We start from the raw sequence: 25,678 nt of genomic DNA on the forward strand, positions 1-25,678 counted from the left end.
CAAGACTCATGTCAAATTGGTGACAGTAGGCTTTGCGATTGAACGTTTCAATCGACAATATGCTAAACTGAAGGGGAATAAATACAGGTTGAAGGAGTGTCCGAACAATGAACGAAGCAGCACAAACATTGGATGGCTGGTATGCCCTCCATGATTTCCGTTCGATGGACTGGCCAACGTGGAAATTGCTTCCGCAAGAAGAACGCCAGGCAGCACTTGATGAGTTTTATGGGTTTGTGGAGAAATTGAATACAGCACATGTTGAGCATACAGGAAGCCACGCAATCTATACAGTTGTCGGCCAGAAAGCTGATTTTATGCTGATGATTTTACGTCCGACGATGGATGAATTGCAACAGCTTGAATTGGAATTCAACAAATTGGCGATTGCTGCCTATACGATTCCAACATATTCGTATGTATCCGTCGTAGAGCTTTCCAATTATCTGGCTGGCGGCAATTCCAACGAAGACCCATACGAAAATCCACATGTCCGCAAACGGCTTTATCCTGAGCTTCCACGTTCCCAATATGTATGCTTCTATCCGATGGACAAACGTCGTCAAGGCGATGACAATTGGTATATGCTAAATATGGACTCCCGTAAAGAATTGATGCGCAGCCATGGCCAAATCGGCCGCACTTATGCCGGTAAAGTCAAACAAATCATCACTGGTTCTGTCGGTTTCGATGATTGGGAATGGGGCGTGACGCTATTCGCTGATGATGTCCTCCAGTTCAAGAAATTAGTATATGAAATGCGTTTTGACGAAGTGAGCGCTCGCTACGGTGAGTTCGGTTCCTTCTATGTCGGTACACTGCTTGAAGGCAATGAAAAAATGGATGAATTCTTCCGCGTATAAGGTTTATAATTCCGCAGGCTAATGCTTGCGGTTTTTTCGTGTCAAAGATTAGGGCCATGCCAAACATTCGTTCAGTGTTTGAAACTGAAAACCAGCCGATCATTCCGTTATCTTCGTAAGTACGTGCCGATTTATGTACTTTTGCTTCAAACGCTTGCATATATTTTCAACGAAGAGGTTGCGCCTTGTCATTTGAAAAAGCCTCTGAAAAAAGGGCAATTTGCTCGTATCTTCCACTTCCACTCTGAGCAATTGCCACAAGTTAGAAAACTTAACGGAAAGGGTGAAGAAATGGTCCAATATTATTGGAACCCGGGAATGGGAGTCATGCCCCAAGCCCAGCAGATGACTCCCCCACAAATACCTGCAGCCAATAGAGGCCGTGAGGAGTCTTACATTGAGAATATCTTGAGATTGAACAGAGGAAAAATCGGAACTTTCCACTTTTCATTCGAGAATGCGATGTCAAAAAGTGGGTCGAACGTAGTCAACATCCGCGGATATGTCGAAGCTGCGGGACGTGATCATGTAATCATTCGGGAAGCAGCAACGGATAAGCGATTCCTCATGCCGATGATCTATTTCAACTTCGCTGAATTTGATGAAGAATTGTATTACTTCAATCAGGGTCCTCGAGCAGGGGCACAAACAGGGCAATAAGCGTAAAAAAGAATCTGGACCTTTGGCTTGAAAGGTCCAGATTCTTTTTTATATTAACAGGCGCTTCAATTGGTTCGGATCATCAACCTTCAAAGCAACTTTGCCGTAACTTTTCCTCATTCCCATAAATAATGTCGCTTCTAAAGATTCTTTCAAATGAATAACACAATCAGGCTTTGGCGTTTCAAAGTCCTGAGCCATGAATGCAATTAAATTTTTGTCCTTTAAATTGACATTTTCCGCATCTTTCCCCCAGTCAATTGAATCTATTGCCTCGACTGGAATGGTCATTCTCTTACCTAATCCAAGCGATACATGGAGTTTTCCGTCCCGGACGATCATTGGATTCAAACGGACTGCTTGAATATCCCCAAGGATGTAGACTACCGAATACACGTTCAGAATAAGGAGTACTAATGACAGAACCAAGGACTTCTCATGTAGCCACCAATGAAAACCGATCGTTTCAATGACGATTGCATGTATGAGCATGACGTAGAAGGCGACCATGCTGGTTTTTTTATGAAGAGTTAATACATCTTCCCCATTGGGTGCGGTTTGCTTCCAGGAACCAAATGCATAATAGAGCATAAGCCCTTCGGCAGCCACGATTTTAATCAACGGGTGACTGCGGACCTTTTCCTCTACAACTTGAGGGAAAGCGAATAGGGCGCCGAGATCATGTTGTTTTGTTGCGGTAATAATAGCGGGTAAACGTCGGACTAACAGGAAGATCAACCCGATTTCCGCAAGGACGAGCAAAGCTTCTGCTGCTATGGCCACGTACGGAATAAACGTAAACGGTTTGAAATAGTCCATCGGAATGATGAAGCGTGCAGCAATGATACCAATGACCATCCATGTCACGAAACGTTTCAGTGTAAAGCCTTTATTGCGGGTCAGTGCCAAAATTAGAAATGGAACGATGATTGAGAAATCAATTAAAGAGCCGATTACGACTCCACTTGTTTCTGGAGTTAGAATCCATGATGATAAAGGCGAGCGGTATAGAAGAATATTCGATGTGATGACTAAGGTGAGGATACTTAGAAGTAGTGGTTTATAATTACGGTCTTTCAGGGCTACCATGTGCAAACACCCCTTTTCTTTTAGTGTAGCATTCAGTGGATAGTCACTTCACTCCTACATTTGACAAAAATATGAAAAAGCAGAGGTTTCCCCCTGCTCTGAATGTTTCCTTTTAAATTTACTTCAAAATTTCAATACGGCTAAAATCAATAATACCCATGAAACGATGAAGGCGACTCCACCGATTGGTGTGATGGCACCCAATACGCCAATTTGCGTAAGGCTTAGTACATATAGGCTTCCCGAGAAAATAATGATGCCGGCAAGCATTAAATAACCTGCCCAATTCAATTGGGTTAATGGACCGAGTAACGTGGAACTCATTAGAATACCGATTACGATTAAGCCTAATGCATGATACATCTGATATTGCGTGGCTGTTTGCCAGATGGCAATGTACTTTTCTGGCATCTTCCCTTCCAAAGCATGTGCACCGAAAGCACCGAAAGCGACAGAAATCAGTGCATTTACTGCTCCTGCAATTATAAAGAATTTCATATCCATCCCTCTTCTCTAAAAATCAAAAATGGAGTCCCCATTCGCATCTTCCTCCTGAAGCTTCTCATGACGAAGGACGGGTGGTGACTGTTGAGCAGTTAGTTTGAGAGAGCCAGGATGACTTTCCGCACTTAAAGCGACTTCACAAAGCGAACGAATGGCTGAAAGAGCCTCTCTCATCATCTGTTCATCTCCAGCAGTTTTCGCAGCCGCCAGCTGTTTCTCCATTTCCGACAATAATTTGTTCATCGGTATCATGGTCGCTTCCCCTCTTTCTGTTCAAAACGCAAGCAATCCATTCCTGAGGACCGCTTGACTACTGCAGATGGAAGCTCACGAGTTTTGAATCCATATGCCTTGCAGCCACGAGGACTTTTAGAATCCCAAGTAACGATAAAGTTTCGGCATTGAAAACAATTGACCGCCATGATGACCCCACCTCACTTCCTCCACTTTACCACGGAATTGTGGACGAGCAAAGTGACGGATTTATAAACAAAAATCGATTGGCTCTTGTCCAAATTCCCTTAGCTTTTCATTGATCGCCGAATAAGGTCTACTACCAAAGAATCCACGCCTTGCACTCAATGGGCTCGGATGGACGGATTCGATAACCGCATGCCGCTCTGTATCAATAAGCATTTTTTTCTTTTGGGCCGGTTTCCCCCAAAGTACGAATACAATCGGCTTTTCCCGCTCTGACAGTTTACGGATGACAGTATCAGTAAATGTTTCCCACCCCATACCTTTATGGGAATGAGCTTCCCCTTCTCTCACGGTTAAAACAGTGTTGAGCATTAACACGCCTTGGTCAGCCCATTTCGTTAGGGTTCCGTCTTTAGGGATTTCACAGCCAAGATCATCCTTTAACTCCTTTAACATATTTCGTAGACTTGGAGGATGCTTGACACCCGGCTTCACTGAAAAGCTTAGGCCATGAGCCTGCCCCGCTCCGTGATAAGGATCCTGCCCTAAAATCACAACCTTCACTTGTTCAAACGGAGTATGGTTAAACGCATTGAATATGTCGTCCTTTGGTGGATAACTGGTCTGCGCTTCATATTCTTCCTCCACAAAACCCATCAAATCAGCGAAGTACCCCTTCTCCGTTTCCGAGTTCAGAACTTCCTGCCAGTCATTATTGAATAGTTGCATTCTGATCAGGCTCCTTAAATTCGATTTCCACATCGTATCCTGTAATCGAGAACATTTCTTCAACGGTTGTACGTGCATTTTCCTCCGCCATTTGCAGAAGCCCTTGGCCAGCGGATTCTTCTATGATTAATTTCTTCGCTTCCTCTGCAAGTTCATATGCTTCTTCGATATTCGCTTCTGTCCGGAAAAGACCTTCATGGGAATAGATCTCTACATGATTGAAATCCAAAGATGGTTCACCTAAAAATTCCGCTGCGGGAAGAGTCAGTTTCATGGTCTTGTCCTTTTCATTGACATCTACGTCACCCGAATCGACCTTAGAAAAGTCCACACCCGCCTTGACAGAGCCGGGAATCACAACCAATAACTCCCTCTTAGTTCCTGGTATATTCAGCCCGATATCTTTTCCGAATAACTGGTTGTCTTCCCTTTCCACTAACACTTTTGTGTAAGATTCTGCGGTAGCTAACTCTTGCAAATCTATTATCTGCTCAACCACTGCCCCTTTCTTTTCCATGAAGGTACTGCCATTTGTTAAGTAGTTAAACGTTATGAAAGGAAGGGCAATCAGCAATGCAATGACAATGAGTGCAATCCATAAGTATTTGGTCTTCCAGAAGAAACGAAGGAAGCTCCGAAATGTGAAAACTTTCGGTTTACTCCATCTTCCTGCCGCTTCTTCAACTGTAACGGAAGTTTCATCCTGCGCTTTTAATTCGTTCAATAAATGTTCCAACTCTTCGATTTTCTTTTTGTTAGGCATCGGAAACCTCTCCCCTTTCTGCCCTTTTCGACAATCTATAACGTTAACAATATAGAAAAGTTCCAAGTAGAACAATGGTCCAGTTCTTGTCATTCCTCCTATACATCAATTTTGAACGGCATAAACGCCAATCGTTGTAATTCACTCAATTTTTGTTAAAATTGAATCGTAAATAGAAAGGGGCCTTTAACGATGACATTGAAAAAAACACTTACAATCGCCGGTTCTGATACATCAGGCGGCGCAGGTATACAAGCAGATTTAAAAACGTTCCAAGAACATGGCACATACGGTATGAACGTATTAACTGTAATTGCTACGATGGATCCGGATAACGGCTGGAGCCACGGCGTCTATCCAATGTCGACTGAAGTGATTGATGCACAAGTGAAAACAGCTGCGTCCACTGGAATCGACGCTGTTAAAACAGGAATGTTGGCAAATGAGGAAATTATCGAAGCCGCAGCACGTGGTATTGAAGCAACTGGTACGGACAAGGTTGTCATCGATCCTGTTATGGTATGTAAAGGTGAAGATGAAGTATTGAATCCAGGTACAGTCGATGCGATGATCGAATATCTTCTACCTAAGGCGCTCGTCGTCACACCTAACTTATTTGAAGCAGGTCAATTAGCTGGCAACGGACCCCTACGTTCAATCGAGGACATGAAAGAAGCAGCTAAAAAAATTCATAAGCTTGGCGCAAAATACGTAGTCGTTAAAGGCGGCAAACAGTTGAAGCATGATACAGCAGCGGACCTTTTCTACGACGGGAAAACGTTCACGTTATTGGAATCTCCTAAAACTGAAACGATGTACAATCATGGTGCCGGGTGTACATTCGCAGCGGCCATCACTGCTAACTTGGCAAACGGCCTTGATGTTTCTGAGGCAGTATTGGAAGCGAAGAAATTCGTTGCAGCTGCTATCGAACATGGCTGGAAGTTAAATCAATATGTCGGTCCAGTCTTACATGGTGCAAAAAACAAATACGGTACACCTGAGGTAACTACTCGGGAAGTGTAAGATCCCTGACTTTAAATGAAAAAGGGTAATGACGATTTTCTGTCATTACCCTTTTCTTATTTGGTCGGATCTTTTGTTAAGACCACCAGTTGGTCCCCTTTTTCTAACGAGATTTTCTCCTTCAATGTAACAAAGTTTAATACCCCATTTTTGTTCTTCATACATAAAGGAATCCCGTGATTTAACATATTATCTTTCTTAATGGTTTCCTTCGCTTGAACCTCTATCGTTTCCAAAGAATAGCCCGTATTGATTTTTTTATTTAGCTCATTAAATGTTTCCTCTTCACCGAACAAAATATTCGCCTTCAACGCCGGAGCAATTTCTTTAAACTCAGGTCGTTTCGTTGATACGGGTAAAGAAAATGTATTATGGTAACCAAATTCCGGCATATAGGATTGGCAAACAAGTGCATTGTACGCCGCATCCCCTTTCATGGCCAATATCGAGTCATATGGGGTCATATCAATTTCAAAATCGCTATGCTCAGATAGAATTTCTCCATAATACGTATGAATACCTAAGTCCTGTGCCCGATAGAGTCGGTCTCCTGAAGTGTCCGCGATCAATACATTAACGCCCATTTCCTTCAAATGATTGGCAAAGGCCACCGAAAAGCTGCTGGCTCCCACAATCAGCACTCCTGCAGAGCCATCGGTGGATAAATGTAATTTTCGCGCAAGTGGTCCCAGTGAAAATCCATGGAAACAAACCGTCAAGAAGACCAACGCCAACGTGAGTGAAGTCAATATTGATGCATTTTGATATCCATCCCTAAGCAATAAGGATGCAAAATATCCTGAAACCACTAATGCCACAATTCCTCTCGGCGCAATCCAGCCAACAAGCGTTCTCTCTTCTAACGTCATTTCAGTGCCGATTGTCGAAATCCAAATGGACAATGGTCTCACAATAATTAGCATGGCGATTACAAAAATCATAATCGGCCATGTGAAAATTTCCATGATTTGATCGCGCGTCAGAGATGCTGTGAGCAAAATAAATACAGTGGATGTCAATAGTATCGAGATATTTTCCATGAAATGACCGATACTGCCAAGAGAATGTAGATATTTCTTTGACCGTGCCAATGTGAGTCCCATGATGGTTACGGCAAGCATCCCCGTTTCATGCATGATCACTTCACTTGCCGTGAAGGAAATTAATACGAAACAGAAGATGATGGGCGTCTTTAAATACTCAGGTATTAACCCTTTCCCTACTATATAACTTACGGCGATCCCGATTAGAAATCCTAATAAGGCTGCCATGAGCGCACCACTGAAGAATGGAATGAAATCACCAAAACTAAATGATTCTGCAGATGTAATCTTAATGATTTCATAGGCGAATAAAGCTAACAATGGGCCTATAGGGTCAACAATAATACCTTCCCATTTCAATATTGTGGAAACCCTCGGTTTTAATTTTGCTTGCCTCAAGAGCGGGATAATGACGGTAGGTCCTGTAACAACAAATAGTCCTCCGATGATAAATGATATCTCTAAACTTAGACCTGCGATGAAATGCGCAGCTAACGAGCCGGCAATCCAGGCAATGAATGTACCGAAGGTCACGATTCGATAAACCGACTTTGATATCCCCTTCAATTCACGAATATCCAAGCTTGTACTACCTTCAAATAATATCAAAGCTACAGCAAGAGAAATAATCGGACTATAAAGGTCTCCCAACACTTCTTGCGGATTGACCATTCCAAATACGGGGCCGATCAAAATTCCAGCCAATGACATAATAACAATGGACGGCCATTGTATTCTCCAAGCAACGAACTGCGAGAAAATGCCGATTGAAATGATAACCACAACAGTCAAGATCGCTAATTCAGATTGAATAATAATCACCTACATCATTCTTTTTGTTTTCCATTACATTTAACGTTTACTTTTTCATGTAAAGGTAAGAGAGCTACATCTTATCAAATTTATTACCCAATGTTTATTCATAACACTTCAATGATTTCATCGTTCTTTTGAAGATTGACTTTACCACCATCAAATTGTCAATTATCCAATATGGTAAATGAAAAGGAACCCTTATGTAACGGGTTCCCATCTGTTCTGAAATAGCCAGTTTCAATGAATTATAGATCTTACCGCTGACCCGATTTCATAAGGGTCATTTTTTCTTTCAATTGTTCCCGGTTCCATTCAATGACTTCATCTGGAATTGACGTTATTCGCTTACGTCTTTTAACTGAAGCTTGGCTGTTTGTCGCCCGTGTAAATCCTTCCATCATCGCTGACACAGCAAATATCAGGATAGCAAAGAAGATAGCTGGAGTTAAGGGAAGCCATGGTGCACCCATTAGAGAGCGGAATGTATCCCCGAAGAGGCCAGCCCATTCGTAAGAAATGGACATAGGCGGGTCACCTATCAAATCATAGGATACCTTTGTTCCTCCTAAAAACAGTTTCATCATGCCTAAATGCGTGAACAAAATTAGCGTCTCAACCAATTGCTGCCCATATAGAATAAACAGTTTTTCACGCAATTGCGGCAACAAGTGTTTGATGATAATTCGACCATTGCTTGCCCCTAATGTTTTTGAAGCTAAAATATATTCTTGTTTATATAACAAAGCAGATTCATTCGCAACGAGTGCAGTTACAATTGGCGCAGTTAAAAACGCCAGAATGACAATTTCAATGACGATCCGTTCAAGCAGTGTCGACGAAAATCCTTCTCTTGGCATCCATAGAATCGGAGTTAAGATGTAAATCGCAAAAATCGAAACTGGCAAGTAGTGAATCGGGTCAATAAGACTGTTAATTGCTGGTCGGAATCTGCGTAAAGATGTTCCGATAATAAAACCGATCGGAACCGCAATGAGCATCCGTAAAGCAGCGATGGCCATTGCAGACAAAATCGTATATTTTGCTCCTAAGATGATTTTGCTGAATAAGTCGTAGCCAAGCTGGTCGGTACCAAAAATATGGACAGGACTTTCAAGCCTTGGAGAAATGGGCCAGCTTTCAACCGGACGTCCATCTTCCTCAATCCAGTAGGTTTGGCTTGGTTCATTTCCGAAAATCCATTCGTATACAAAGCTTCCAGCTAACAAACCGAAAACGATGGTAAAACCGATCACAAATAAAGGCTGTCTCCAAACATTCTTCAAGTGGATACTCCCCCTTTGTTGACACGGCGGAGGAAGTACCACTCACCGATACTATATATGATGAACACAGGGACGAAGAATACGAATACGGTCAGTAAGAAGATTTCCGTCGTAAGATGCTCTGCTAAAAAATTCATGATTCCGGGCATATTAAAGAACAATTCCAGAATGAACAAATTTGACAACATAAACCACATCGTTTTTTTCGATTGGAAAAAGACACTGACAATGGCATTCCGATAAATATGGAAAAAGAGGATGACCAGTTTCCCAAAACCGAGAGACCTTGCGAATTCCACATACAATTTCCGCTCTTCCGCTTCAAATGTCAGCATGCTCAACCGGTATAACTGAATCATTGGTAAAATCATTAAACACAACACAGGCAGCCAATATATCCGTTCATCTTGGATCACGGCAACTTTGGAAATCAGGACGCCTGTTTGTTTAAAAATCATCACAACTGACAATTGGGCGAGCATTATCACTAAAATATCAGGCATGGATTCAAGAAAATAGAAAGTCAACTTAATGCGCTGTCTTGTTTTTTCCTTAAATAACATCGTAATGAAAGTTCCTAAGATGGCAAAGATTACGGCAGCCGCCAACGCCAGTCCTAAGATTTGCAGTGAGTATTCCACGTATTCCGACAATGTCTTGGCGTAAGTATACTCTTTTACTCCCGCCCAGCCCTGGTCATATTGAAATACATAATCCTTAAGTGGAAAAAGATTTTTGACAGACTGAATGACGATTTCCACTGTTTTTTCTAACCAAAGTTCCCCTTGTTGCAACCCCCTGATGATTATTGGTAATCCGCTCATCACAATCATTGCTGCAAAAGCAATGATGATTTGCATCAGCCATTTTCCCAGACCCTTCATATCGAGTCCCCCTCTTTTTCTCTCTACTGTTAAAATTCTGATAGTTAACATGATAGCATACGATCTTTATGTTAAAAACTTACTTTATAAATTCTTTTTTTATTTCTGTACTTGCTTTAACAGCTCCATCTTTTCACGGAGTTGCTCTCTGTTCCATTCGATCACTTCATCCTGAATACGAGTGATGCGCTTTCTTTTCCTCGGTATTAACTCAGGATTCGTTGCCCGAATATATCCTTCCATCATACTGGATATGGCAAAAATCAGAACTGCAAAAAAAGCTGCCGGTGTGAGTGGGAGCCAAGGTGCACCTACTAAGTAGCGGAATGTATCACCTAAAAGTCCTGCCCACTCATAGGAAATAGACATTGGTGGATCCGGCATTTCGGGATCGTAAGAAACTTTAGTGCCTCCTAAGAAAAGCTTCATGATTCCCAAGTGAGTAAACAAAATAAGTGTCTCCACCACTTGTTGGCCGAAAATGATGACGAGTTTTTCACGTAGTTGAGGAAGAATATGCTTAATAATCAGCCTTCCGTTCCCTGCACCGAGCGCCTTAGATGCTAAGATATATTCCTGTGTATAAATTAAGGAAGTTTCGTTAGCTACCAATGAAATGACAATGGGAGAAGTGAGTAGTGCCAAAATAATCACTTCTATCATGATTCGTTCCATTAAAGTTGACGTAAATCCTTCCACAGGCATTAGTAATATGGGTGACAGTATAAACACAGCAAAAATCGTCATGGGAAAATAGTGGATCGGATCCATCAGGCTATTTATGCCATGACGGTATTTACGCCAGTACGTTCCGATGATCAGGCCGACCGGAACAGCAAGTAACATCCGAAGTGCAGCCACACCCAACGCTCCTAATATCGTATACTTTGCCCCTAAAATAATCTTCGTGAGCAAATCATATCCGTGTTGATCCGTCCCGAAAATATGTATCGGATGTTCAAGTCTTGGTGAAATCGGTTGGCCTTCCACCGGTTTTCCATTCTCTTCAATATAAAAGGTCTGACTTGGAACGTTTCCATATATCCATTCGTATACAAAACTCCCGCCAATCAGGATGGTTATCAGTACGAATCCTATTACAAAGTACGGTTGTTTCCATATGGCACTGAATTTCCTCAACTGAAATCCCCCCTCTTTCTCTTTTCTTAGGTTTAAAAAATTACAGCAAAGAATTGGACGTATTGCAATCTGATTTCGAAACACGAAAATCGCAATTTTTCTATGCTTTGCTATACTTAAAATTGAAAGCAGCGAGTCGTTAGGAGGATTAATGATGGAACCAGTAAAGACAGAGCATTTGCAGCAATTGCTTCAGTCGTTCTCTAAAAAGGATGTTTATATCCATTTGGAAACGACTAATGGAGCATACGCTTCACATAAAGACGAAAAAGTATTTAACGCAGGCGCATTTATTCGAAATGCAGTCATCCAATATGAATTAGGTAAAGTAACGCCAGATTTCCCTCATAGGGTTGGACTGAAACTTCCAAACGGTTGGGTTTATGCACAAGGAATTACACATTACGAAATGGATGAGCATGGCCGACTACTCATGGCAGGGCTCGATCACGATGGAAAACTGGCGGTCGCACTTCAAATTAGCGACACTCCATTTTCTTATTAGGAGGAATGAACATGACATTAGCAAAAGAAAAACAAGTGCTCGTCATATTCCCTCACCCGGATGATGAAGCATTCGGCGTCTCTGGAACAATATCTACGTATATTAAAATGGGTATTCCTGTAACATATGCCTGTCTAACATTAGGTGAAATGGGAAGGAATTTAGGAAATCCTCCTTTTGCCACACGGGAAACCCTCCCACAAGTCCGTAAAAAGGAACTACAGTCATCCGCAAAAGCAATGGGACTGACTGATTTGCGAATGATGGGTTTGCGCGATAAAACAATTGAATTCGAAGATGATGAGGATATGGTGAAACTCGTAGATGACTTAATCACTGAGCTCAATCCGTCTCTAATTATTTCCTTCTATCCCGGATATTCTGTTCATCCGGACCATGAAGCAACGGCAAGAGCCGTAGTGCGTGCGGTTAGGAGGATGCCTGAAGCAGATCGACCAAAACTTTACCTTGTAGCATTCGCTAATAACACATTTGCAACACTCGGAACTCCTGATGTCATTCATGATGTTCGGGATGCCCAGGAAAATAAATTGAATGCCATGAAAGCTCATATCTCCCAAACAGGTTGGATGATGCCTGAAATTGAGGAAAAACTAAAAGCTGAAGATCAGGAAATGATAGATTGGCTATCAAAGGAACGGTTTTTCCTTTATAAATGGAAGAGGGACTTTGAGTAATTCATATTAAAGCATCGTTAACACTTAAAGGCTCATACTCATGATTGAGTAGGAGCCTTTTTATAGGGTATAGTATTTTGAATAGTAGGTCTATTCCATGTTCCATTGACTTTTTGCTCATCTGTTCTTATTATGTATATTCATACGATATATACGAATTATTATACACTTATTTTACAGGGGGACTATTCTTGAAAAAATTCTCACCATCTACATGGCTGATTTTTCTGTTGCCGTCAATTATAGGCATTTTGTTATTCATGATTCCATTACCAACTGAAGAGGGATGGAAAATCCCGGTTGCCATGCTCGCCAATTGGGTGGCAGGGTATGTGGAGCCGATCATGCCTTGGACAGTCACCATCGTCCTCGTCATTACCGCAATTTTAACATTGGCGATGAAATTTATCCGTTCAAATGACACCCATTCATTTATCGGTAATCTATTCAATGTGAATTGGTTTTGGACAATCGTTCGGGTATTAGGTGCGATTTTCGCCCTTATGGTCGTACTGCAATTCGGACCTGAATCTTTTTGGAATGAAAACACTGGCGGACTATTATTAGCGCCAGATGGACTTGTTTCCTTCCTATTCACTATTTTCCTATTCGCCGGCTTGTTCCTGCCTTTTCTATTGAACTTTGGATTGTTAGAGTTTTTCGGCTCAATGATGGTCAAAATCATGCGCCCCTTATTCAAGTTACCGGGCCGATCTTCCATCGACGCTTTAGCATCTTGGATTGGGGACGGAACTATCGGAGTATTGTTGACAAGTAAGCAGTACGAAGATGGTTTCTATACGAAGAAAGAAGCGGCAATTGTCGGAACCACATTTTCGATTGTCTCCATTACATTCGCAGTTGTTGTCATTGAGGAAATGAATTTAAGTCAATACTTCCTTCCTTACTATGGAACGGTCGTTTTAGCAGGTTTTGTCTTAGCCCTCATCATGCCAAGGATTTATCCATTATCCCGGAAGACGGAAGAATACATTGACGGCAGACCGATTGATAAGAATGCTGAAGAGTTGCCTGAAGGCTATAATGTTGTTTCGCATGGTGTAGAGAAAGCATTAGAAAAGGCGTCATCTGTAGGTTCATTCGGACAAGTCCTAAAATCCGGTTTAAAAAATGTCATTGATATGTGGGTGTTCATCCCGCCAGTCGTTATGGCATTTGGTACAGTCACACTTGTAATCGCTGAATATACACCGTTCTTTAAATGGCTTGGTTCTCCATTCATCCCGATCTTAACTGTGTTAGGAGTGCCGGAAGCAGCAGAAGCTGCTCAAACAATGGTTGTCGGATTTGCAGATATGTTCTTGCCTGCTATTTTAGGTTCAGGAATTGAATCCGAATTCACACGTTTCGTCATTGCTACGATGTCTGTTACTCAATTGATTTACATGTCCGAGGTCGGAGGACTGCTCCTCGGTTCCAAAATTCCTGTAAACTTTAAGGACCTTATCATTATCTTCTTACTTCGTACAATTATTTCTTTACCGATTATTGTCGGAGTTGCACATTTGATTTTCTAATAACCTTAAGGCTCCCGTTATTGCGGGAGCCTTTTGCTATTCTTCTATCATGAAATAATATGTAGTATTACTCCAATATTCATTCTCCTGCTCTCCCTATTAATGCAATAAAAAGGACTGCTCTCGATGCTTTTGCAATCGAGGCAGTCTTAGGATTTATTTTTTCAATCTATCAGTTAGTTTTTCAATCATTTCTTTCGTCATCGAATCAAGATCGTATTGTGCTTTGAATCCCCACTCCTCTTTAGCAGCTGTCGCATCTATGGAGTCTGGCCAGCTGTCTGCAATCGATTGGCGGACAGGATCGACCTCATAGTTCAATTCAAATGTTGGAATAATCTTTTTAATGGATGCCGCAATCTCTGCCGGTTCAAAGCTCATCGCCGTCACGTTGAATGCATTTCGGTGAATCAACTTGGATGGTTCCGCTTCCATTAAGTCGATGATCGCTTGGAGTGCATCAGGCATATACATCATATCCATATAGGTACCCTCGGCAATGAAGGACGTGTATTTACCCTCTTCAACCGCTTTGTAGTAAATATCAACCGCATAGTCTGTCGTTCCCCCGCCAGGAGGGGTAACGTAGGAAATCAATCCCGGGAAGCGGACGCCACGCGTATCAACGCCGAACTTATGATAGTAATAATCGCATAACAACTCTCCTGCGACTTTATTTACCCCATACATGGTTGTGGGACGTTGCAATGTGTCCTGTGGCGTATTTTCCTTCGGTGTGGACGGACCAAATGCACCAATGGAACTTGGAGTGAAAAATTGCATATTCAATTCACGTGCAGTTTCCAAAGCATTCACGAGTCCCCCCATATTCAAATTCCAAGCAAGTAACGGCTTCGCCTCTGCGGTTGCCGATAGTAATGCCGCCATATGCATAATAGTGTCTGCCTTGAATTCCTTAGCCAGCTCACGCATACGGTTTGCATCCATGACATCGAGTACCTCAAACGGTCCTTTTTGAGTAGTGCATTCTCTAATATCAGTAGCCAAAACATTTTCTGCCCCATAGGTTTCGCGTAGTTTGTCAATTAATTCGGAACCGATTTGCCCCAAAGCCCCTGTTACCATAATCCTTTTCATATTCTCTCCCCTTAAACAATTGTATTTTCAGAGTGTACATATCATTATAAGAAAACATTGATTTATCAACGATTATTACATCTATTATTATATTTTGTCTTTGCCTAATATACAATATTAATCCTTTGCCCGCCACATTTTTCATTTTTGTTATAATGGATGAAAAACAATTAGAGGTGTACGATGCATATAGTGTTTTTAACAATTATTTTCTTAGTTCTAATTTCCATCTCTTCTATGCTGATTCAAATCGGGGTTGAAAGATGGCTCGTATTCTTCTTGATGGTCCTTGCCTATTTCGCTTTGTTGATCGGCCCATCTATGTGGTATACATATAAATCCAATTCCTTAAAAGCCATTGGCCGGTTCCTAAAAATGTACAAAAACAAACCGTTGTACTCCTATCCTTATTTGTTGGCACACGGAAATGAAGCGGAATTGAAGGAATCTCTTAAGAGGATTCTCACTAAATACCAGCAGGCTTCTTTGCAACATACATATGGTGCTATTTTAGCTGCCATGGAAAATGATTTACCTACAATGAAGGAACATGCTGAAAAGATTGGGACAGAACCCTTACAATCTTATTATTTGGCTTATCATGCTATTTTAAAACGGAAGTTTAATCAGGTCGATGAGTGGAAAAATAATATAAATGAGCCGTGGATGATTCATGCATTGGATGCATTAGTAGCAAAGGAAAATGGGGACATGGAAACCATGAGGAAAGAAGCCGACGAAGCGGTCCGTCTTACTCGGGGTATCCAAAAATATTCACTTTACTATTCATTTAAACGCAGCGATGAGTGGAGGTGAGTTTCATGTATGTTGAAGGAGAGTACGTTGAACTTTCGGATGGCCGAATTGGTTTAATCACCCTGGAACGATTGGATGAGCATACGACCCGTTACGATATTGAATTGGGAGACGGCGAACTGACGACGGTGCATGAAATAGATGTAATCCAAACGGTTGAATTGCCTAAATCATAATAAAATGATAAATCACCTGCCTCAGATTTGAGACAGGTGATTTTTTAGGTCAAATTTGTGGTTACTACCGATTATTGATGTTTTACTACCGATTTTAACTGTTTTACTACCGATTATAGAGGGTTTACTACCGATTTCCGGCCATTTACTACCGATTATACGCCTCTTATTACCGATTATGAAATAACGCCAAGTTCTTTCCCGACTTTTTCATAAACCTCAATCGCTTGGTCGAGCATTTCTTTCGTATGCGCGGCTGTTGGCATATTACGGACACGTCCTGTTCCCTTTGGAACTGTTGGGAAGACGATCGATTTTGCGTACACACCTTCTTCAAACAAACGCTTTGAGAATTGCTGTGTAAGCTTCTCATCACCAATAATGCAAGGTGTGATCGGTGTTTCGGAATTTCCGATGTTAAAGCCCAATTTCTTTAATCCAGCTTTTAGATAATCACCGTTTTCCCAAAGCTTGTCATGCAGCTCTGTCGAATCCATGATCATTTGAACGGCTGCAGTAATCGCTGCGACGTCACCCGGTGGTAAAGCTGTGGAGAATAAGAATGGACGTGAACGGACTTTCAGCCAGTCAATCAGGTTTTTCTTACCTGCTACGTATCCTCCTACAACACCGATCGCTTTTGATAACGTACCGATTTGGAAGTCGATTTCTTTCTCAAGACCGAAATGTTTAACTGTTCCTTTACCTTTGCCCATTACACCTGAACCGTGGGCATCGTCTACATACGTAATCAGATCGAATTCTTTCGCAATCTCCACGATTTCAGGAAGCTTTGCCAAATCGCCATCCATTGAGAATACGCCATCTGTAATGACCATTACTTTGTTGTATTGCCCCGACTCGACAGCTTCTTTAGCTTTCGCACGCAAGTCTTCCATATCAGAGTGATTGAAACGGATTGTTTTCGCGCGGGATAAACGACAACCATCGATAATGGAAGCATGGTTTAATTCATCCGATAAAATCGCGTCATTCTTGTCCATGACTGCGGAAATCGCTGCCATATTACAGTTAAAGCCTGATTGGTAGGAAATCGCTGCTTCCGTTCCTTTAAACTCTGCAAGCTTCTCCTCTAATTTCACATGGAGGTCTAGTGTACCGTTAATCGTACGCACTGCCCCCGCCCCTACTCCGTACTTCTCAATCGTTTCTTGGGCAATCTTCTTTAAATCATCGTTTGTTGCCAAACCAAGATAGTTATTGGAAGAAAGGTTAATCAAGTCTTTCCCGCCAATTTTTATAATAGGTCCGTTTGCACCTTCAACCGGGTCAATTTCATTGTATAATCCTTGACCACGTAGATCTTCCAAGTTTTCATTCAAAAATGCTTCTAACTTCTGCGACAATTGAATCTTCCTTTCAAGAGGATTTCTTGCCTCCATTCTATCATAAAAGGGGAAGTCTCACGTATTGCCTTCACTCAACAAAAGAGCGGACTCGATTTGAGCCCGCTCCTTAAGTGGATTATTTTATTTTTTTCTTACCGTTGTTTGATTTCAAACCAACTTCGTATGTGAATTCAACAGGGTTTTTGTCTCCTGCTTTAGCAGCATAAGTAGTGATCATTTGAACATTGCCTTCAGTCAAGAAGTTACGGATTTGAAGAGCTTCTTTGTCATTCACGTTGAACGGATCCACGTGAACAACTTTTTGGCTTCCGTTTTTCTTCGTTTGGATGAATGTCACTGTGAAGTCGACATATTCACCTTTCACTTCTGCAAGAGATTTGAATGGTTCAACAGAAGAACCGTCAGCAGTGAATCCTGCTTCTGCTACTTCGATGTTCTTGATGTACCAGCCTGGTTCTTGAGAAGCCCAGTCTGTTAAGTAACGGAAGGAAACAAGAACTTTTTCGCCAGCATATTCACTAAGGTCAAATGATTCTGCAGTCCATTCAGCGTTTGTACCTGTGAATCCTGGCATATTGTCTTTAATTGTTGGATATCCTTGCGGCACTACCGTGTTCTTCGTATTTTCATTAGATAGACTATTCCATGTTTCCCCATTGTCTGTAGAAACTTGAACGACACCGAAGTCCCAGTCTTCTTCGATATTATAGTAGTGATCGAAGTTCAACGTTGCAGAAGTTTGGTTTGTAAGGTCAGCTTCAAAAATCAATGTATGATCCGCTTCGCTTGCGTTACCTCCATGAAGAACTTGCTCACCGGAGTCAAGTGGATCTGTTACCGTTTGCCATTGAAGAGGCAAGAAGTCAACACCATTGAATTTCAATGTACGAGCGTCTTTACCGAAGTCAAGAGACTTGAAGTCTCCACCCCAAGCAGGAACCCCTTCTTTTTCAAACGTCAATGCTTGTTCAAAGTCAACAGTTTTACCGCGTTTTTCGCCAGTGTTTCCAACTGGAAGTTCACGGATATCAATGCTGTCGAAGTTATAGTCATTGCTTACTTTGTCGCTATCAAGAGCCAAAGCCGTCATGAAGTTTTGGTAAACTTGTAAGAAGTTTTTACCTGTTTTATCTTCAATAAGCTTGTTATTCACACTTTCAATACCTTGGTACTCACCATCAGTAGCCAAGTCACGAATGAATTCTTTACCGAACTTGTCGTACATGTATAGTGTGAACAAGTATGTTTGGCCGTAGTCTGCAATCGTTTCAGGACCTGTTACAGCACCTTGGTGTTCATCCCAGTTTACAAGTGAGTTTTCTGGGTGATCAAGGTAGAAGTTGATGGAACTTGCATCATGTCCGTAACCGCCAAGGTATTCAGAGAAAGTAGAGAATCCTTCATTCAACCAAGACTCTTCTGCACCGTCATGATCGGCTTGGATCAAGTGCTGAAGCTCATGGATTGTCGTTCCAAAGAACGTAGACTCAAGACGAGTGTCCCAAGAATTTGAATCGATTGTAATGATGTTACGGTCCATATAGTTTTCAAGGGTTTGCCAGAAGAACCCGGCTACAAAAAATGGATAGCTTGGATTATTCCAACCTTCATCTTTTACGTTATCAACAAGCATGATGACTTTATCAGATCCTTCATAATAGTCATCTGGCAAGCCTACCATCCCTGGTAGAGGTGAATTAGAACCGTCTAACGCTTCAGGAGTTCCGAAGAAGTCCGTTGCTTTTGGATATATGTTGGAATCAAATTCATCACGGAGTTTATCAACTTGTTCTTGTGTTACTACATCAGCCGGTTTCGGGTTATTTGGGCCGTACGCTAAGTCTTTCGCAACCCAAATTTCAACGTTGTCACCTACTGAACGAAGTGTGAAATCTTTGAACTCAAGATTGCGGTTCAAAAATTTCTTTGTGCCGCCATCATAAGTGAAGTTCGGATCAGCAGTTGTTTCATCGCCTGCTTCTTCCTCCCCATCAAACAAGCCTTCTGCCTGCTCCTTCAATTTCTGTTCTGCTTGCTTCAAATACGAATCATCTTGAGAAAGCTGATTCAGGTAACCGTCAATGTCAACACGATCCCCGTATTTTTGTACATCCCAGTTAGCATATGGGGATGCCGCTTCAACTTGAGGTGCTGCTGCGCCAGGTGCAAATAGAGATGCCGACAATGCGCCGACTGACAAAATGGATAACCATTTACTCTTTTTCAATGTTGTGACCCCTCTCATTTCTTTAATTTTTCAGAAAGTAGTTTAATTCTATCATTCTGAAAATTATAGAAAATACGATGAAATCACTATTTTTGGGACTATCGGATTCTATATCTCAAGTAATAGATTATTGACAGTGTCTTGCATTTTTCGTTGTGAAATAGATGAATCCACCCACTTCCTTACCAAATTATAGGAGTCTCCATAGCTATGCATATACCCGCGTGCGTCTAACATTTTTTCGGTGTAGGTATATTTTACCTCTTCGATTTTCTTTTCTGCTTCTTCATCTTTTGCACACAATGACGCAATATCTATAATCTCATCTCCAGTACGTTCAATCTCATATTCATGAGGAGGAGTACTATCGAAAATGGATACCATCAGTTCGGGAATGACAACCAAATCTACACTTCTCGGGTCCAAACCGCACCAGCCGTAAAGAACGTCCAGTCCGCGTCTTTCCGCTTCCTGACCAATTGCTTTCATCATAGTTGACTTACCTGTTCCAGGCAGACCTTTGATGAGAAGTCTTCTATGTGAACCTCTTGTAATGGATGGGACAAAGTCTTTAGCACCACCAACGGTCAGCGAGCCGATCAACCGATTAGAGATCTTCGCTTTTTTATTCAGTCGAAGCGTTCCCATTAAATCTTTTATAATGTCTTCTGTCATTTCTATGTGTTTGTCCCAATTCATTCGGTTAATATTTAATACTTCCCAGTCATCATGAATCTTTTTCGCCTCATTTAATGCGGTTAAAGCTCTTTCTAATGTCTGTTCCGACTTTAATACGTATTCACGAATCAGACCTCCTTGCTCACTCAGTTTCTCTCCTTCATACATATCGTATAATGGAATGACTTTATGGTTGGAGCCGAAATTCGTCGGTTCAATTGACAACGGATGGGAAGCTTGAAGATAAAATACATTGGCCTCTTTTACGTACACAGCGTCAATTGAATCCGGTACAAGGGGGTCCGCGAAACATTCAATGTCGAACCCTTTTTTCACCCATTGAAGTCCGATTTCCTTTAAACCGGATGACAATTCCTTTGTTGGCGGAGTTTTGAAGAAGTACACTTTGGATGCGTCTTTTATCAAATCCTCATATTTATGACGGACACCGCCGCCTGTGTAAGCCATGCCCATGAAATGTGTTATTGTTCCAGTCAACCTAACCACCCCTTCTATTCAATGGTTCAGTTTATGCTTGGAAAATAAAAAAAAGCACGCAAATGCGTACTCTATTCAGCCTTCAATTGGCTATCACCGATATTCTGGCACTTTTCTAATAAGAAACGGAACCGGCTGATTGAATAGTGGACAACCTGCCCTAACAGAATGGCCATGATGATGGTTCCGATTCCCACTGGCCCCCCTAAAACCCACCCTACTATAGCGGCGGCAGCTTCCAACAATGTCCGTACCTTTCGCAATCCCCAGCCCGTTCGCTTCCCTATATAGAGCATGAGGCTGTCACGAGGGCCGGCACCGATTTCAGGTGCGACGTAAAGTCCGATGCCGATTCCCATGATGAGAATCCCGGACACGAACATCACGATATTCCCGGTGATTGAAGAAACGGACGGGAGAATATAAAGATAAATATCAATGAATATCCCGATGACAAATATATTAAGCCACGTCGGTAGTGAGGGCATTTTCTTGGAAAGGAAATAGATGATCACCAATAAACTGGCACTCACGATGATATTCCATGTTCCAATCGTCAAACCGTAGTTCATATATAAGCCAACATGAAGCACATCCCACGGAGCAATCCCTAGTCGATCACCTTTTATTGTCATAGCGATCCCTAAAGCTAAAATTATCATTCCAATACAATAGAATCCCCAACGCCACAGCTGTTCCCTATTCATCCCGCCAGTTCCCTCCTTCCACACGAAAACCCACACCTCTTGAACAGGAATGGGTTCGTCAATAATGTATAGTATCAATCGTTCGATGATTGTGTGAGTTCCGAGTATGTAGCTCTCGTTATTTTCATCAATTCAGCAGGTTGCAACTTCATTTGCAGTCCCTGCTTTCCAGCGCTTACAACGATTGTTTGCAGCTCTTGTGCAGCCGAATGAATGAACGTAGGATATAACTTCTTCATTCCGACAGGGGAACAGCCTCCCCGAATATAACCCGTAGTCGGCAGAAGATCCTTCACATGGAGCATCTCTAACTTTTTTTCTTTTACTGCTTTGGCAGCCTCTTTCAAGTTTAACTCTTCCGCAACGGGAATAACGAATACATACAACTTCCCAGGTCCCGCTGTCGTAACGAGTGTCTTATACACAGTCTCAACAGGCTGACCTGTTTTTTGTGCAACCGTCACCCCATCGATCTGACCGTCGTCCACATTGTATTCCATCAGTTCGTAAGGAATTCCGTTTTGGTCCAATTGACGCACTGCATTCGTTTTTGAAACCTTCTGCTTTGCCATAACTTGTGTACTCCTTATGCAATCCTGAAAAAGCTTGGTTGTTCCGGCTCGAATCCTCGTTTCTTAAACTCTGCCTGATAGGCATATTTACTAACAGCCAATTCATATTGTCGCCGCCTAACCAGCTTCCCGTATTCAGGTTCTGTTGCTGCTTCTCTCGATTGAATTTCAATCTTATTTAAATGATCTACTTCAAGCTCAATTTGCCTCTCCGCTGCACGATCGACTGCTTGCTGAGCCCGAACTTCATTGATCTTAGCTGAGGCACTTGCCGCTGTTCTCAACTCTAAAGCAGTTGGTGGCACGGAAGATAACGACTCTCTCCGGACGTTTTCCAATTCCTGTATCGTTTCTTCATGAGAAGCACCGGGTTTTGCAATCATCAACGGAACCTGGCCAGCCCTGAAAAGCTCACGTTCTTTCTTTCCGGTTAACAAATCTTCCAAATCCGTCAGGGAAGGTTTCCGTGTATTCATATATTCCGTATGTTTGCGATAAGATTGTTCAGCGTTTCGCATTTGGAAGTGTCTTGTATTCCCATAACTAATCTGACTTGATAACACACGTACCGCCTCCCCCTCAATTCTTTCTTTTATTATAATTGTTCTTTTTGAAAATTGGAAACTAATCATTATTAGTCAAACTTGTTAACCTCATTTTTAATGTTTCCTCTTCCGCATATAAGTGAATACTACTTTTGAAAGGGAGTGTGATTATGGATTTTCACTACACAGTTAAAACTTCTAAAACAATCTCAGAAGCAATTTCATCAGTAGAGGAAAATTTAAAGAATAACAAATTCGGCGTTCTATGGCATTTGGACCTTACAGCTAAACTACAGGAAAAAGGCGTAAACAGTTACACAACACCTTATCATATTCTCGAAGTCTGCAATCCCGTTGAAGCTGCCAAGGTGTTGAATGTGAATCCTTTAGTCGGCTATTTCCTGCCATGTAAAATTGCAGTATATGAAGACGAAGGTGAAACAGCCATCGGTTTACCAAAGCCTTCCTCACTTGTCAGCATGTTAGAAAATGAGGAACTAAAACAAATTGCTACTCAAATTGAACAGACATTGATCGGTGTTTTAGATCAAAGTAAATAAGCAAAGACTCCAGTTCAACAAACAAACTGGAGTCTTATTTTTATAGAATGTCTATCCACGTTTTGATCGCAGTACCTAATATAAGTAACGCCAAAATACCTTGAAGGACTTTCGTATTTATTTTACTTCCCGCTTTAGCACCAAGAGGGGCAGCTATAATACTCGCAATAATCATAATGACCGCCGGACCGTAGTCAACTTGTCCCGTCATTATTTTACCCGCAGTACTACCAATTGAAGAAATGAATGTGACAGCTAAGCTTGTAGCAATTGTCATACGTGTCGGGATTTTTAAGACAGTCAGCATAATCGGAACTAAAAGGAATCCTCCGGCAGCTCCTACAATCCCAGAACCAATCCCTACAATTAGTGCAAGAATTGAGGCAAGTGGTTTATTGAAAGCTACCTCATCTAACGGTTGTTCATCGATATTCTTTTTAGGGATGAACATCATAATTGCAGCAATCAAAGCCAATACCCCATAAACAAAGTTCACGGCATCTTCCGGCAACGCTTTAGACCCAAAACTGCCGATGAAGCTTCCGACCAAGATGGCAGCACCCATATAGATGATTAATGATTTATTCAAGTATCCGCCTTTACGATAAGCCCATACTCCAGCAATGGATGCAAAGAGCACTTGAATTGCGCTTATTCCAGATACTTCATGGGCAGTAAATGCAGCAATTCCGAATAGTGGCGGAATATATAACAACATTGGATACTTGATAATGGAACCGCCTACACCAACCATTCCGGAAACGAAGGATCCGATAAAACCAATCAAGAAGATGACCACAATGAAAGCTAAATCCATACCAACTCCCCCTTCTATTATTTTTTTAAAAGTAAATGGGACCATAAGTGGTCCCATTCCAAAGATGCCTTATCTTACCGCACAACGGTTAGGTCCGATTTCCATCTCGCGTTGCTTCTCTTCATCCGGAGAAATTTTCCCCATATTCGTTTGACGGATTTCTTGATACGCATTTGGCTGTGGTGGTAAGTTTTCCGTTACCAACTGTCGGAATTCGGATTCGTCTTCAATTTGTAGACCGTGGTTACGTTTAAATAGGTCACCTAATTTTGCAGCCACACTGCCATCCTCGTTCAATTCTTCCGTAATCATGAAATGGGCTGGGAGAACAACCAACTCTTCAGACAGCTCACGGTATTTGTTGTATAGGCTCTCGCGAAGATCACCTACCCAATCTTCTGCCATTCCTGCCAAGTCTGGACGTCCGATGGAATCGATGAACAAGATGTCGCCAGTCATTAAATATTGATCATCCACAAGGAATGATGTGGACCCAATTGTATGTCCAGGCGTATACAGCGCGTTAATATCAATTTTACTTGCACCGATTTCTACAGAAGTACCATCAACCAACGGGCTGTATTCAAACGTTACTTCTTCCGCATCTTTCGGAGGAAGCCAGTAAGTTGCCCCTGTTTGTTCTGCGATTGTTCTTCCGCCTGAAATATGGTCAGCATGAAGATGCGTATCAAAGACATGCACAATCTTTGCATTCAATGTATTTGCGAAATCTACATATACGTCTGTCATACGTGTTGTATCGATCAAAGCCGCTTCTCCACCTGAAACAACCATATATGATAGGCATCCTTTTCCAATACGAACGAATTGGTACAGTTCTCCTCCGTCTTTTAAATCACTAATCTTCACAGGCTCCAAATGTTCGCTCCAGGCTTTCATACCGCCTTCCAAGTACGCAACATCCAACCCCGCTTCTGAAAGCATTTCTGCCACCATTACGGATGAACCTTCCTTCGCACAAACTACTAATACTTCTTTGTCAGAAGGAAGCTGATCCATAATCTCCTCTACTCCATCAAGCAAGTCAAAGTAAGGGACATTCAAATGGACAATATTCTCTCCTTCAATTTTCCAGTCGGAAAAGTCGCTTTCATTCCGCACATCCAAAATGAACAAGGTTTCTTTATTAAAAACTTTACGAGCCACTTTCTCAGGGCTCCATGGTGTAATTGCCATTCTTACATACCCCCTTAGGTATTAAAATTATTAAAAAAATATAGATTAAAACGTTAGTGCCACATCTGCATCTTTAGCGAAATCAAGGAATGTAACAGCCCCGCCGACTTCAACTCCATCTACAAATGCCTCTTTTTCGAGACCCATAACATCCATTGTCATTTGGCAGCCGATGAATGTAACACCCAAGTCCTGTGCCATTTCAATCAATTCAGGGATAGCAGGCACATTCGCTTTAGAGAATCCTTCTGCAAAATGCTCTTTACCAGCCGGCATCGGAAGTTGTTGACTTGCTTGTTTATGAATCAAATTCAGTCCTTCAAACGTGAAGAATATTTTCACTTCCATATCTGTTGCTGCTGCTGCAGTCGCAATATTAAACACCTTATATGCATCAAACATCTCACCGTTACTTGCAATAATCGCTACTTTTTTACCCATTTTAAATTCCTCCTA

Annotated in this window: 30 protein-coding genes; 10 read left to right on the forward strand and 20 right to left on the reverse strand. The window is 41.8% G+C overall.

The features are described from left to right. Positions 1-107: 107 nt before the first annotated feature. Positions 108-863 (forward strand): hydrogen peroxide-dependent heme synthase, encoded by a 756-nt coding sequence (hemQ, locus tag ACFOZY_RS09865; RefSeq protein WP_378154875.1) that lies wholly within the window; start codon positions 108-110, stop codon positions 861-863. A gap of 78 nt (positions 864-941) precedes the next feature. Then, a complete protein-coding gene (gene gerQ, locus ACFOZY_RS09870) occupies positions 942-1,523 on the forward strand; it encodes a spore coat protein GerQ (RefSeq protein ID WP_378154877.1) in 582 nt (193 codons plus the stop codon). 48 nt (positions 1,524-1,571) lie between these two features. Here the strand turns inward: gerQ and ACFOZY_RS09875 are convergent, their stop codons facing one another. The 6 genes from ACFOZY_RS09875 to ACFOZY_RS09900 form a co-directional block, all read right to left on the reverse strand. Beyond that, positions 1,572-2,612: a hypothetical protein gene (locus ACFOZY_RS09875; RefSeq protein WP_378154879.1), complete on the reverse strand. Its 1,041-nt coding sequence runs from the start codon at positions 2,610-2,612 to the stop codon at positions 1,572-1,574. Positions 2,613-2,735: 123 nt separating this feature from the next. Further along, on the reverse strand, positions 2,736-3,110 hold the full coding sequence (locus ACFOZY_RS09880; RefSeq protein WP_378154881.1) for a DUF423 domain-containing protein: 375 nt from the start codon (positions 3,108-3,110) through the stop codon (positions 2,736-2,738). A gap of 15 nt (positions 3,111-3,125) precedes the next feature. Continuing rightward, positions 3,126-3,368: a YwdI family protein gene (locus ACFOZY_RS09885; RefSeq protein WP_378154883.1), complete on the reverse strand. Its 243-nt coding sequence runs from the start codon at positions 3,366-3,368 to the stop codon at positions 3,126-3,128. 58 nt (positions 3,369-3,426) lie between these two features. Beyond that, positions 3,427-3,549 (reverse strand): hypothetical protein, encoded by a 123-nt coding sequence (locus tag ACFOZY_RS09890; RefSeq protein ID WP_378154885.1) that lies wholly within the window; start codon positions 3,547-3,549, stop codon positions 3,427-3,429. Positions 3,550-3,599: 50 nt separating this feature from the next. Beyond that, positions 3,600-4,265 carry a uracil-DNA glycosylase gene (locus ACFOZY_RS09895; protein WP_378154887.1) on the reverse strand — a complete coding sequence of 222 codons (666 nt, stop codon included), beginning with the start codon at positions 4,263-4,265 and terminating at the stop codon, positions 3,600-3,602. Next, positions 4,249-5,028: a DUF4230 domain-containing protein gene (locus ACFOZY_RS09900; protein WP_378154889.1), complete on the reverse strand. Its 780-nt coding sequence runs from the start codon at positions 5,026-5,028 to the stop codon at positions 4,249-4,251. The genes ACFOZY_RS09895 and ACFOZY_RS09900 overlap by 17 nt, the downstream gene beginning before the upstream one ends. A gap of 192 nt (positions 5,029-5,220) precedes the next feature. Here ACFOZY_RS09900 and pdxK point away from each other — a divergent pair, with 192 nt between their 5' ends. Next, a complete protein-coding gene (pdxK, locus tag ACFOZY_RS09905) occupies positions 5,221-6,054 on the forward strand; it encodes a pyridoxine/pyridoxal/pyridoxamine kinase (protein ID WP_378154891.1) in 834 nt (277 codons plus the stop codon). A gap of 56 nt (positions 6,055-6,110) precedes the next feature. Here the strand turns inward: pdxK and ACFOZY_RS09910 are convergent, their stop codons facing one another. From ACFOZY_RS09910 to ACFOZY_RS09925, 4 genes are all read right to left on the reverse strand, one after another. Then, positions 6,111-7,919 carry a cation:proton antiporter gene (locus tag ACFOZY_RS09910; RefSeq protein WP_378154893.1) on the reverse strand — a complete coding sequence of 603 codons (1,809 nt, stop codon included), beginning with the start codon at positions 7,917-7,919 and terminating at the stop codon, positions 6,111-6,113. A gap of 248 nt (positions 7,920-8,167) precedes the next feature. After that, a complete protein-coding gene (locus ACFOZY_RS09915) occupies positions 8,168-9,196 on the reverse strand; it encodes an ABC transporter permease (RefSeq protein WP_378154895.1) in 1,029 nt (342 codons plus the stop codon). After that, positions 9,193-10,080, reverse strand: coding sequence for an ABC transporter permease subunit (locus ACFOZY_RS09920; RefSeq protein ID WP_378154897.1), 888 nt, complete (start codon positions 10,078-10,080; stop codon positions 9,193-9,195). The genes ACFOZY_RS09915 and ACFOZY_RS09920 overlap by 4 nt, the downstream gene beginning before the upstream one ends. A 99-nt stretch (positions 10,081-10,179) precedes the next feature. Next, entirely contained in the window at positions 10,180-11,220 is a 1,041-nt protein-coding gene (locus ACFOZY_RS09925) for an ABC transporter permease (RefSeq protein ID WP_378154900.1), read from the reverse strand. Between the two features lie 151 nt (positions 11,221-11,371). Here ACFOZY_RS09925 and ACFOZY_RS09930 point away from each other — a divergent pair, with 151 nt between their 5' ends. The 3 genes from ACFOZY_RS09930 (at position 11,372) to ACFOZY_RS09940 (ending at position 13,961) form a co-directional block, all read left to right on the forward strand. Next, the gene (locus ACFOZY_RS09930) at positions 11,372-11,725 is read left to right on the forward strand and encodes a YojF family protein (RefSeq protein WP_378154903.1); all 354 of its coding nucleotides are present in this window, start codon (positions 11,372-11,374) and stop codon (positions 11,723-11,725) included. An 11-nt stretch (positions 11,726-11,736) separates the two neighbouring features. Beyond that, a complete protein-coding gene (gene bshB2 / locus ACFOZY_RS09935; RefSeq protein ID WP_378154905.1) occupies positions 11,737-12,423 on the forward strand; it encodes a bacillithiol biosynthesis deacetylase BshB2 in 687 nt (228 codons plus the stop codon). A gap of 191 nt (positions 12,424-12,614) precedes the next feature. After that, complete coding sequence (locus tag ACFOZY_RS09940) at positions 12,615-13,961, forward strand: YjiH family protein (RefSeq protein ID WP_378154907.1); 1,347 nt, start codon at positions 12,615-12,617, stop codon at positions 13,959-13,961. A 156-nt stretch (positions 13,962-14,117) separates the two neighbouring features. Here the strand turns inward: ACFOZY_RS09940 and ACFOZY_RS09945 are convergent, their stop codons facing one another. Further along, positions 14,118-15,059: an L-threonine 3-dehydrogenase gene (locus ACFOZY_RS09945; protein ID WP_378154909.1), complete on the reverse strand. Its 942-nt coding sequence runs from the start codon at positions 15,057-15,059 to the stop codon at positions 14,118-14,120. Between the two features lie 183 nt (positions 15,060-15,242). Between ACFOZY_RS09945 and ACFOZY_RS09950 the strand changes: the two genes are divergently transcribed. From ACFOZY_RS09950 to ACFOZY_RS09960, 3 genes are read left to right on the forward strand one after another with little or no spacing between them, the layout of a single operon-like run. Further along, complete coding sequence (locus ACFOZY_RS09950) at positions 15,243-15,875, forward strand: hypothetical protein (protein ID WP_378154911.1); 633 nt, start codon at positions 15,243-15,245, stop codon at positions 15,873-15,875. A gap of 5 nt (positions 15,876-15,880) precedes the next feature. Continuing rightward, the gene (locus ACFOZY_RS09955; protein ID WP_378154913.1) at positions 15,881-16,051 is read left to right on the forward strand and encodes a hypothetical protein; all 171 of its coding nucleotides are present in this window, start codon (positions 15,881-15,883) and stop codon (positions 16,049-16,051) included. 55 nt (positions 16,052-16,106) lie between these two features. Beyond that, positions 16,107-16,238: a hypothetical protein gene (locus ACFOZY_RS09960; RefSeq protein ID WP_378154916.1), complete on the forward strand. Its 132-nt coding sequence runs from the start codon at positions 16,107-16,109 to the stop codon at positions 16,236-16,238. Here the strand turns inward: ACFOZY_RS09960 and ACFOZY_RS09965 are convergent. The 6 genes from ACFOZY_RS09965 to ACFOZY_RS09990 form a co-directional block, all read right to left on the reverse strand. Beyond that, positions 16,228-17,418, reverse strand: a complete 1,191-nt coding sequence (locus tag ACFOZY_RS09965; RefSeq protein ID WP_378154918.1) for a glycine C-acetyltransferase — start codon at positions 17,416-17,418, stop codon at positions 16,228-16,230. The genes ACFOZY_RS09960 and ACFOZY_RS09965 overlap by 11 nt on opposite strands. Positions 17,419-17,536: 118 nt before the next feature. Further along, entirely contained in the window at positions 17,537-19,648 is a 2,112-nt protein-coding gene (locus ACFOZY_RS09970) for a hypothetical protein (RefSeq protein ID WP_378154921.1), read from the reverse strand. A 108-nt stretch (positions 19,649-19,756) separates the two neighbouring features. After that, on the reverse strand, positions 19,757-20,824 hold the full coding sequence (locus ACFOZY_RS09975) for a hypothetical protein (protein WP_378154924.1): 1,068 nt from the start codon (positions 20,822-20,824) through the stop codon (positions 19,757-19,759). Positions 20,825-20,895: 71 nt separating this feature from the next. Next, positions 20,896-21,531 carry a YczE/YyaS/YitT family protein gene (locus ACFOZY_RS09980; RefSeq protein WP_378154926.1) on the reverse strand — a complete coding sequence of 212 codons (636 nt, stop codon included), beginning with the start codon at positions 21,529-21,531 and terminating at the stop codon, positions 20,896-20,898. A gap of 74 nt (positions 21,532-21,605) precedes the next feature. Then, on the reverse strand, positions 21,606-22,103 hold the full coding sequence (gene ybaK, locus ACFOZY_RS09985) for a Cys-tRNA(Pro) deacylase (protein WP_378154928.1): 498 nt from the start codon (positions 22,101-22,103) through the stop codon (positions 21,606-21,608). Positions 22,104-22,117: 14 nt separating this feature from the next. Further along, positions 22,118-22,666 (reverse strand): hypothetical protein, encoded by a 549-nt coding sequence (locus tag ACFOZY_RS09990; RefSeq protein ID WP_378154930.1) that lies wholly within the window; start codon positions 22,664-22,666, stop codon positions 22,118-22,120. Positions 22,667-22,818: 152 nt separating this feature from the next. Here ACFOZY_RS09990 and ACFOZY_RS09995 point away from each other — a divergent pair, with 152 nt between their 5' ends. Beyond that, positions 22,819-23,208: a DUF302 domain-containing protein gene (locus ACFOZY_RS09995; protein WP_378154932.1), complete on the forward strand. Its 390-nt coding sequence runs from the start codon at positions 22,819-22,821 to the stop codon at positions 23,206-23,208. 40 nt (positions 23,209-23,248) lie between these two features. Here the strand turns inward: ACFOZY_RS09995 and ACFOZY_RS10000 are convergent, their stop codons facing one another. The 3 genes from ACFOZY_RS10000 to ACFOZY_RS10010 all read right to left on the reverse strand — a co-directional run bounded on the left by ACFOZY_RS10000 (position 23,249) and on the right by ACFOZY_RS10010 (position 25,663). Further along, positions 23,249-24,025, reverse strand: coding sequence for a sulfite exporter TauE/SafE family protein (locus ACFOZY_RS10000; RefSeq protein WP_378154934.1), 777 nt, complete (start codon positions 24,023-24,025; stop codon positions 23,249-23,251). A gap of 69 nt (positions 24,026-24,094) precedes the next feature. Continuing rightward, a complete protein-coding gene (locus tag ACFOZY_RS10005; protein ID WP_378154936.1) occupies positions 24,095-25,222 on the reverse strand; it encodes an MBL fold metallo-hydrolase in 1,128 nt (375 codons plus the stop codon). 45 nt (positions 25,223-25,267) lie between these two features. After that, entirely contained in the window at positions 25,268-25,663 is a 396-nt protein-coding gene (locus ACFOZY_RS10010) for a DsrE/DsrF/DrsH-like family protein (protein WP_378154938.1), read from the reverse strand. Positions 25,664-25,678: the final 15 nt, after the last annotated feature.

Origin of the sequence: Chungangia koreensis, assembly GCF_042651785.1 — a bacterium.
GTDB lineage: Bacteria > Bacillota > Bacilli > Bacillales_A > Planococcaceae > Chungangia > Chungangia koreensis.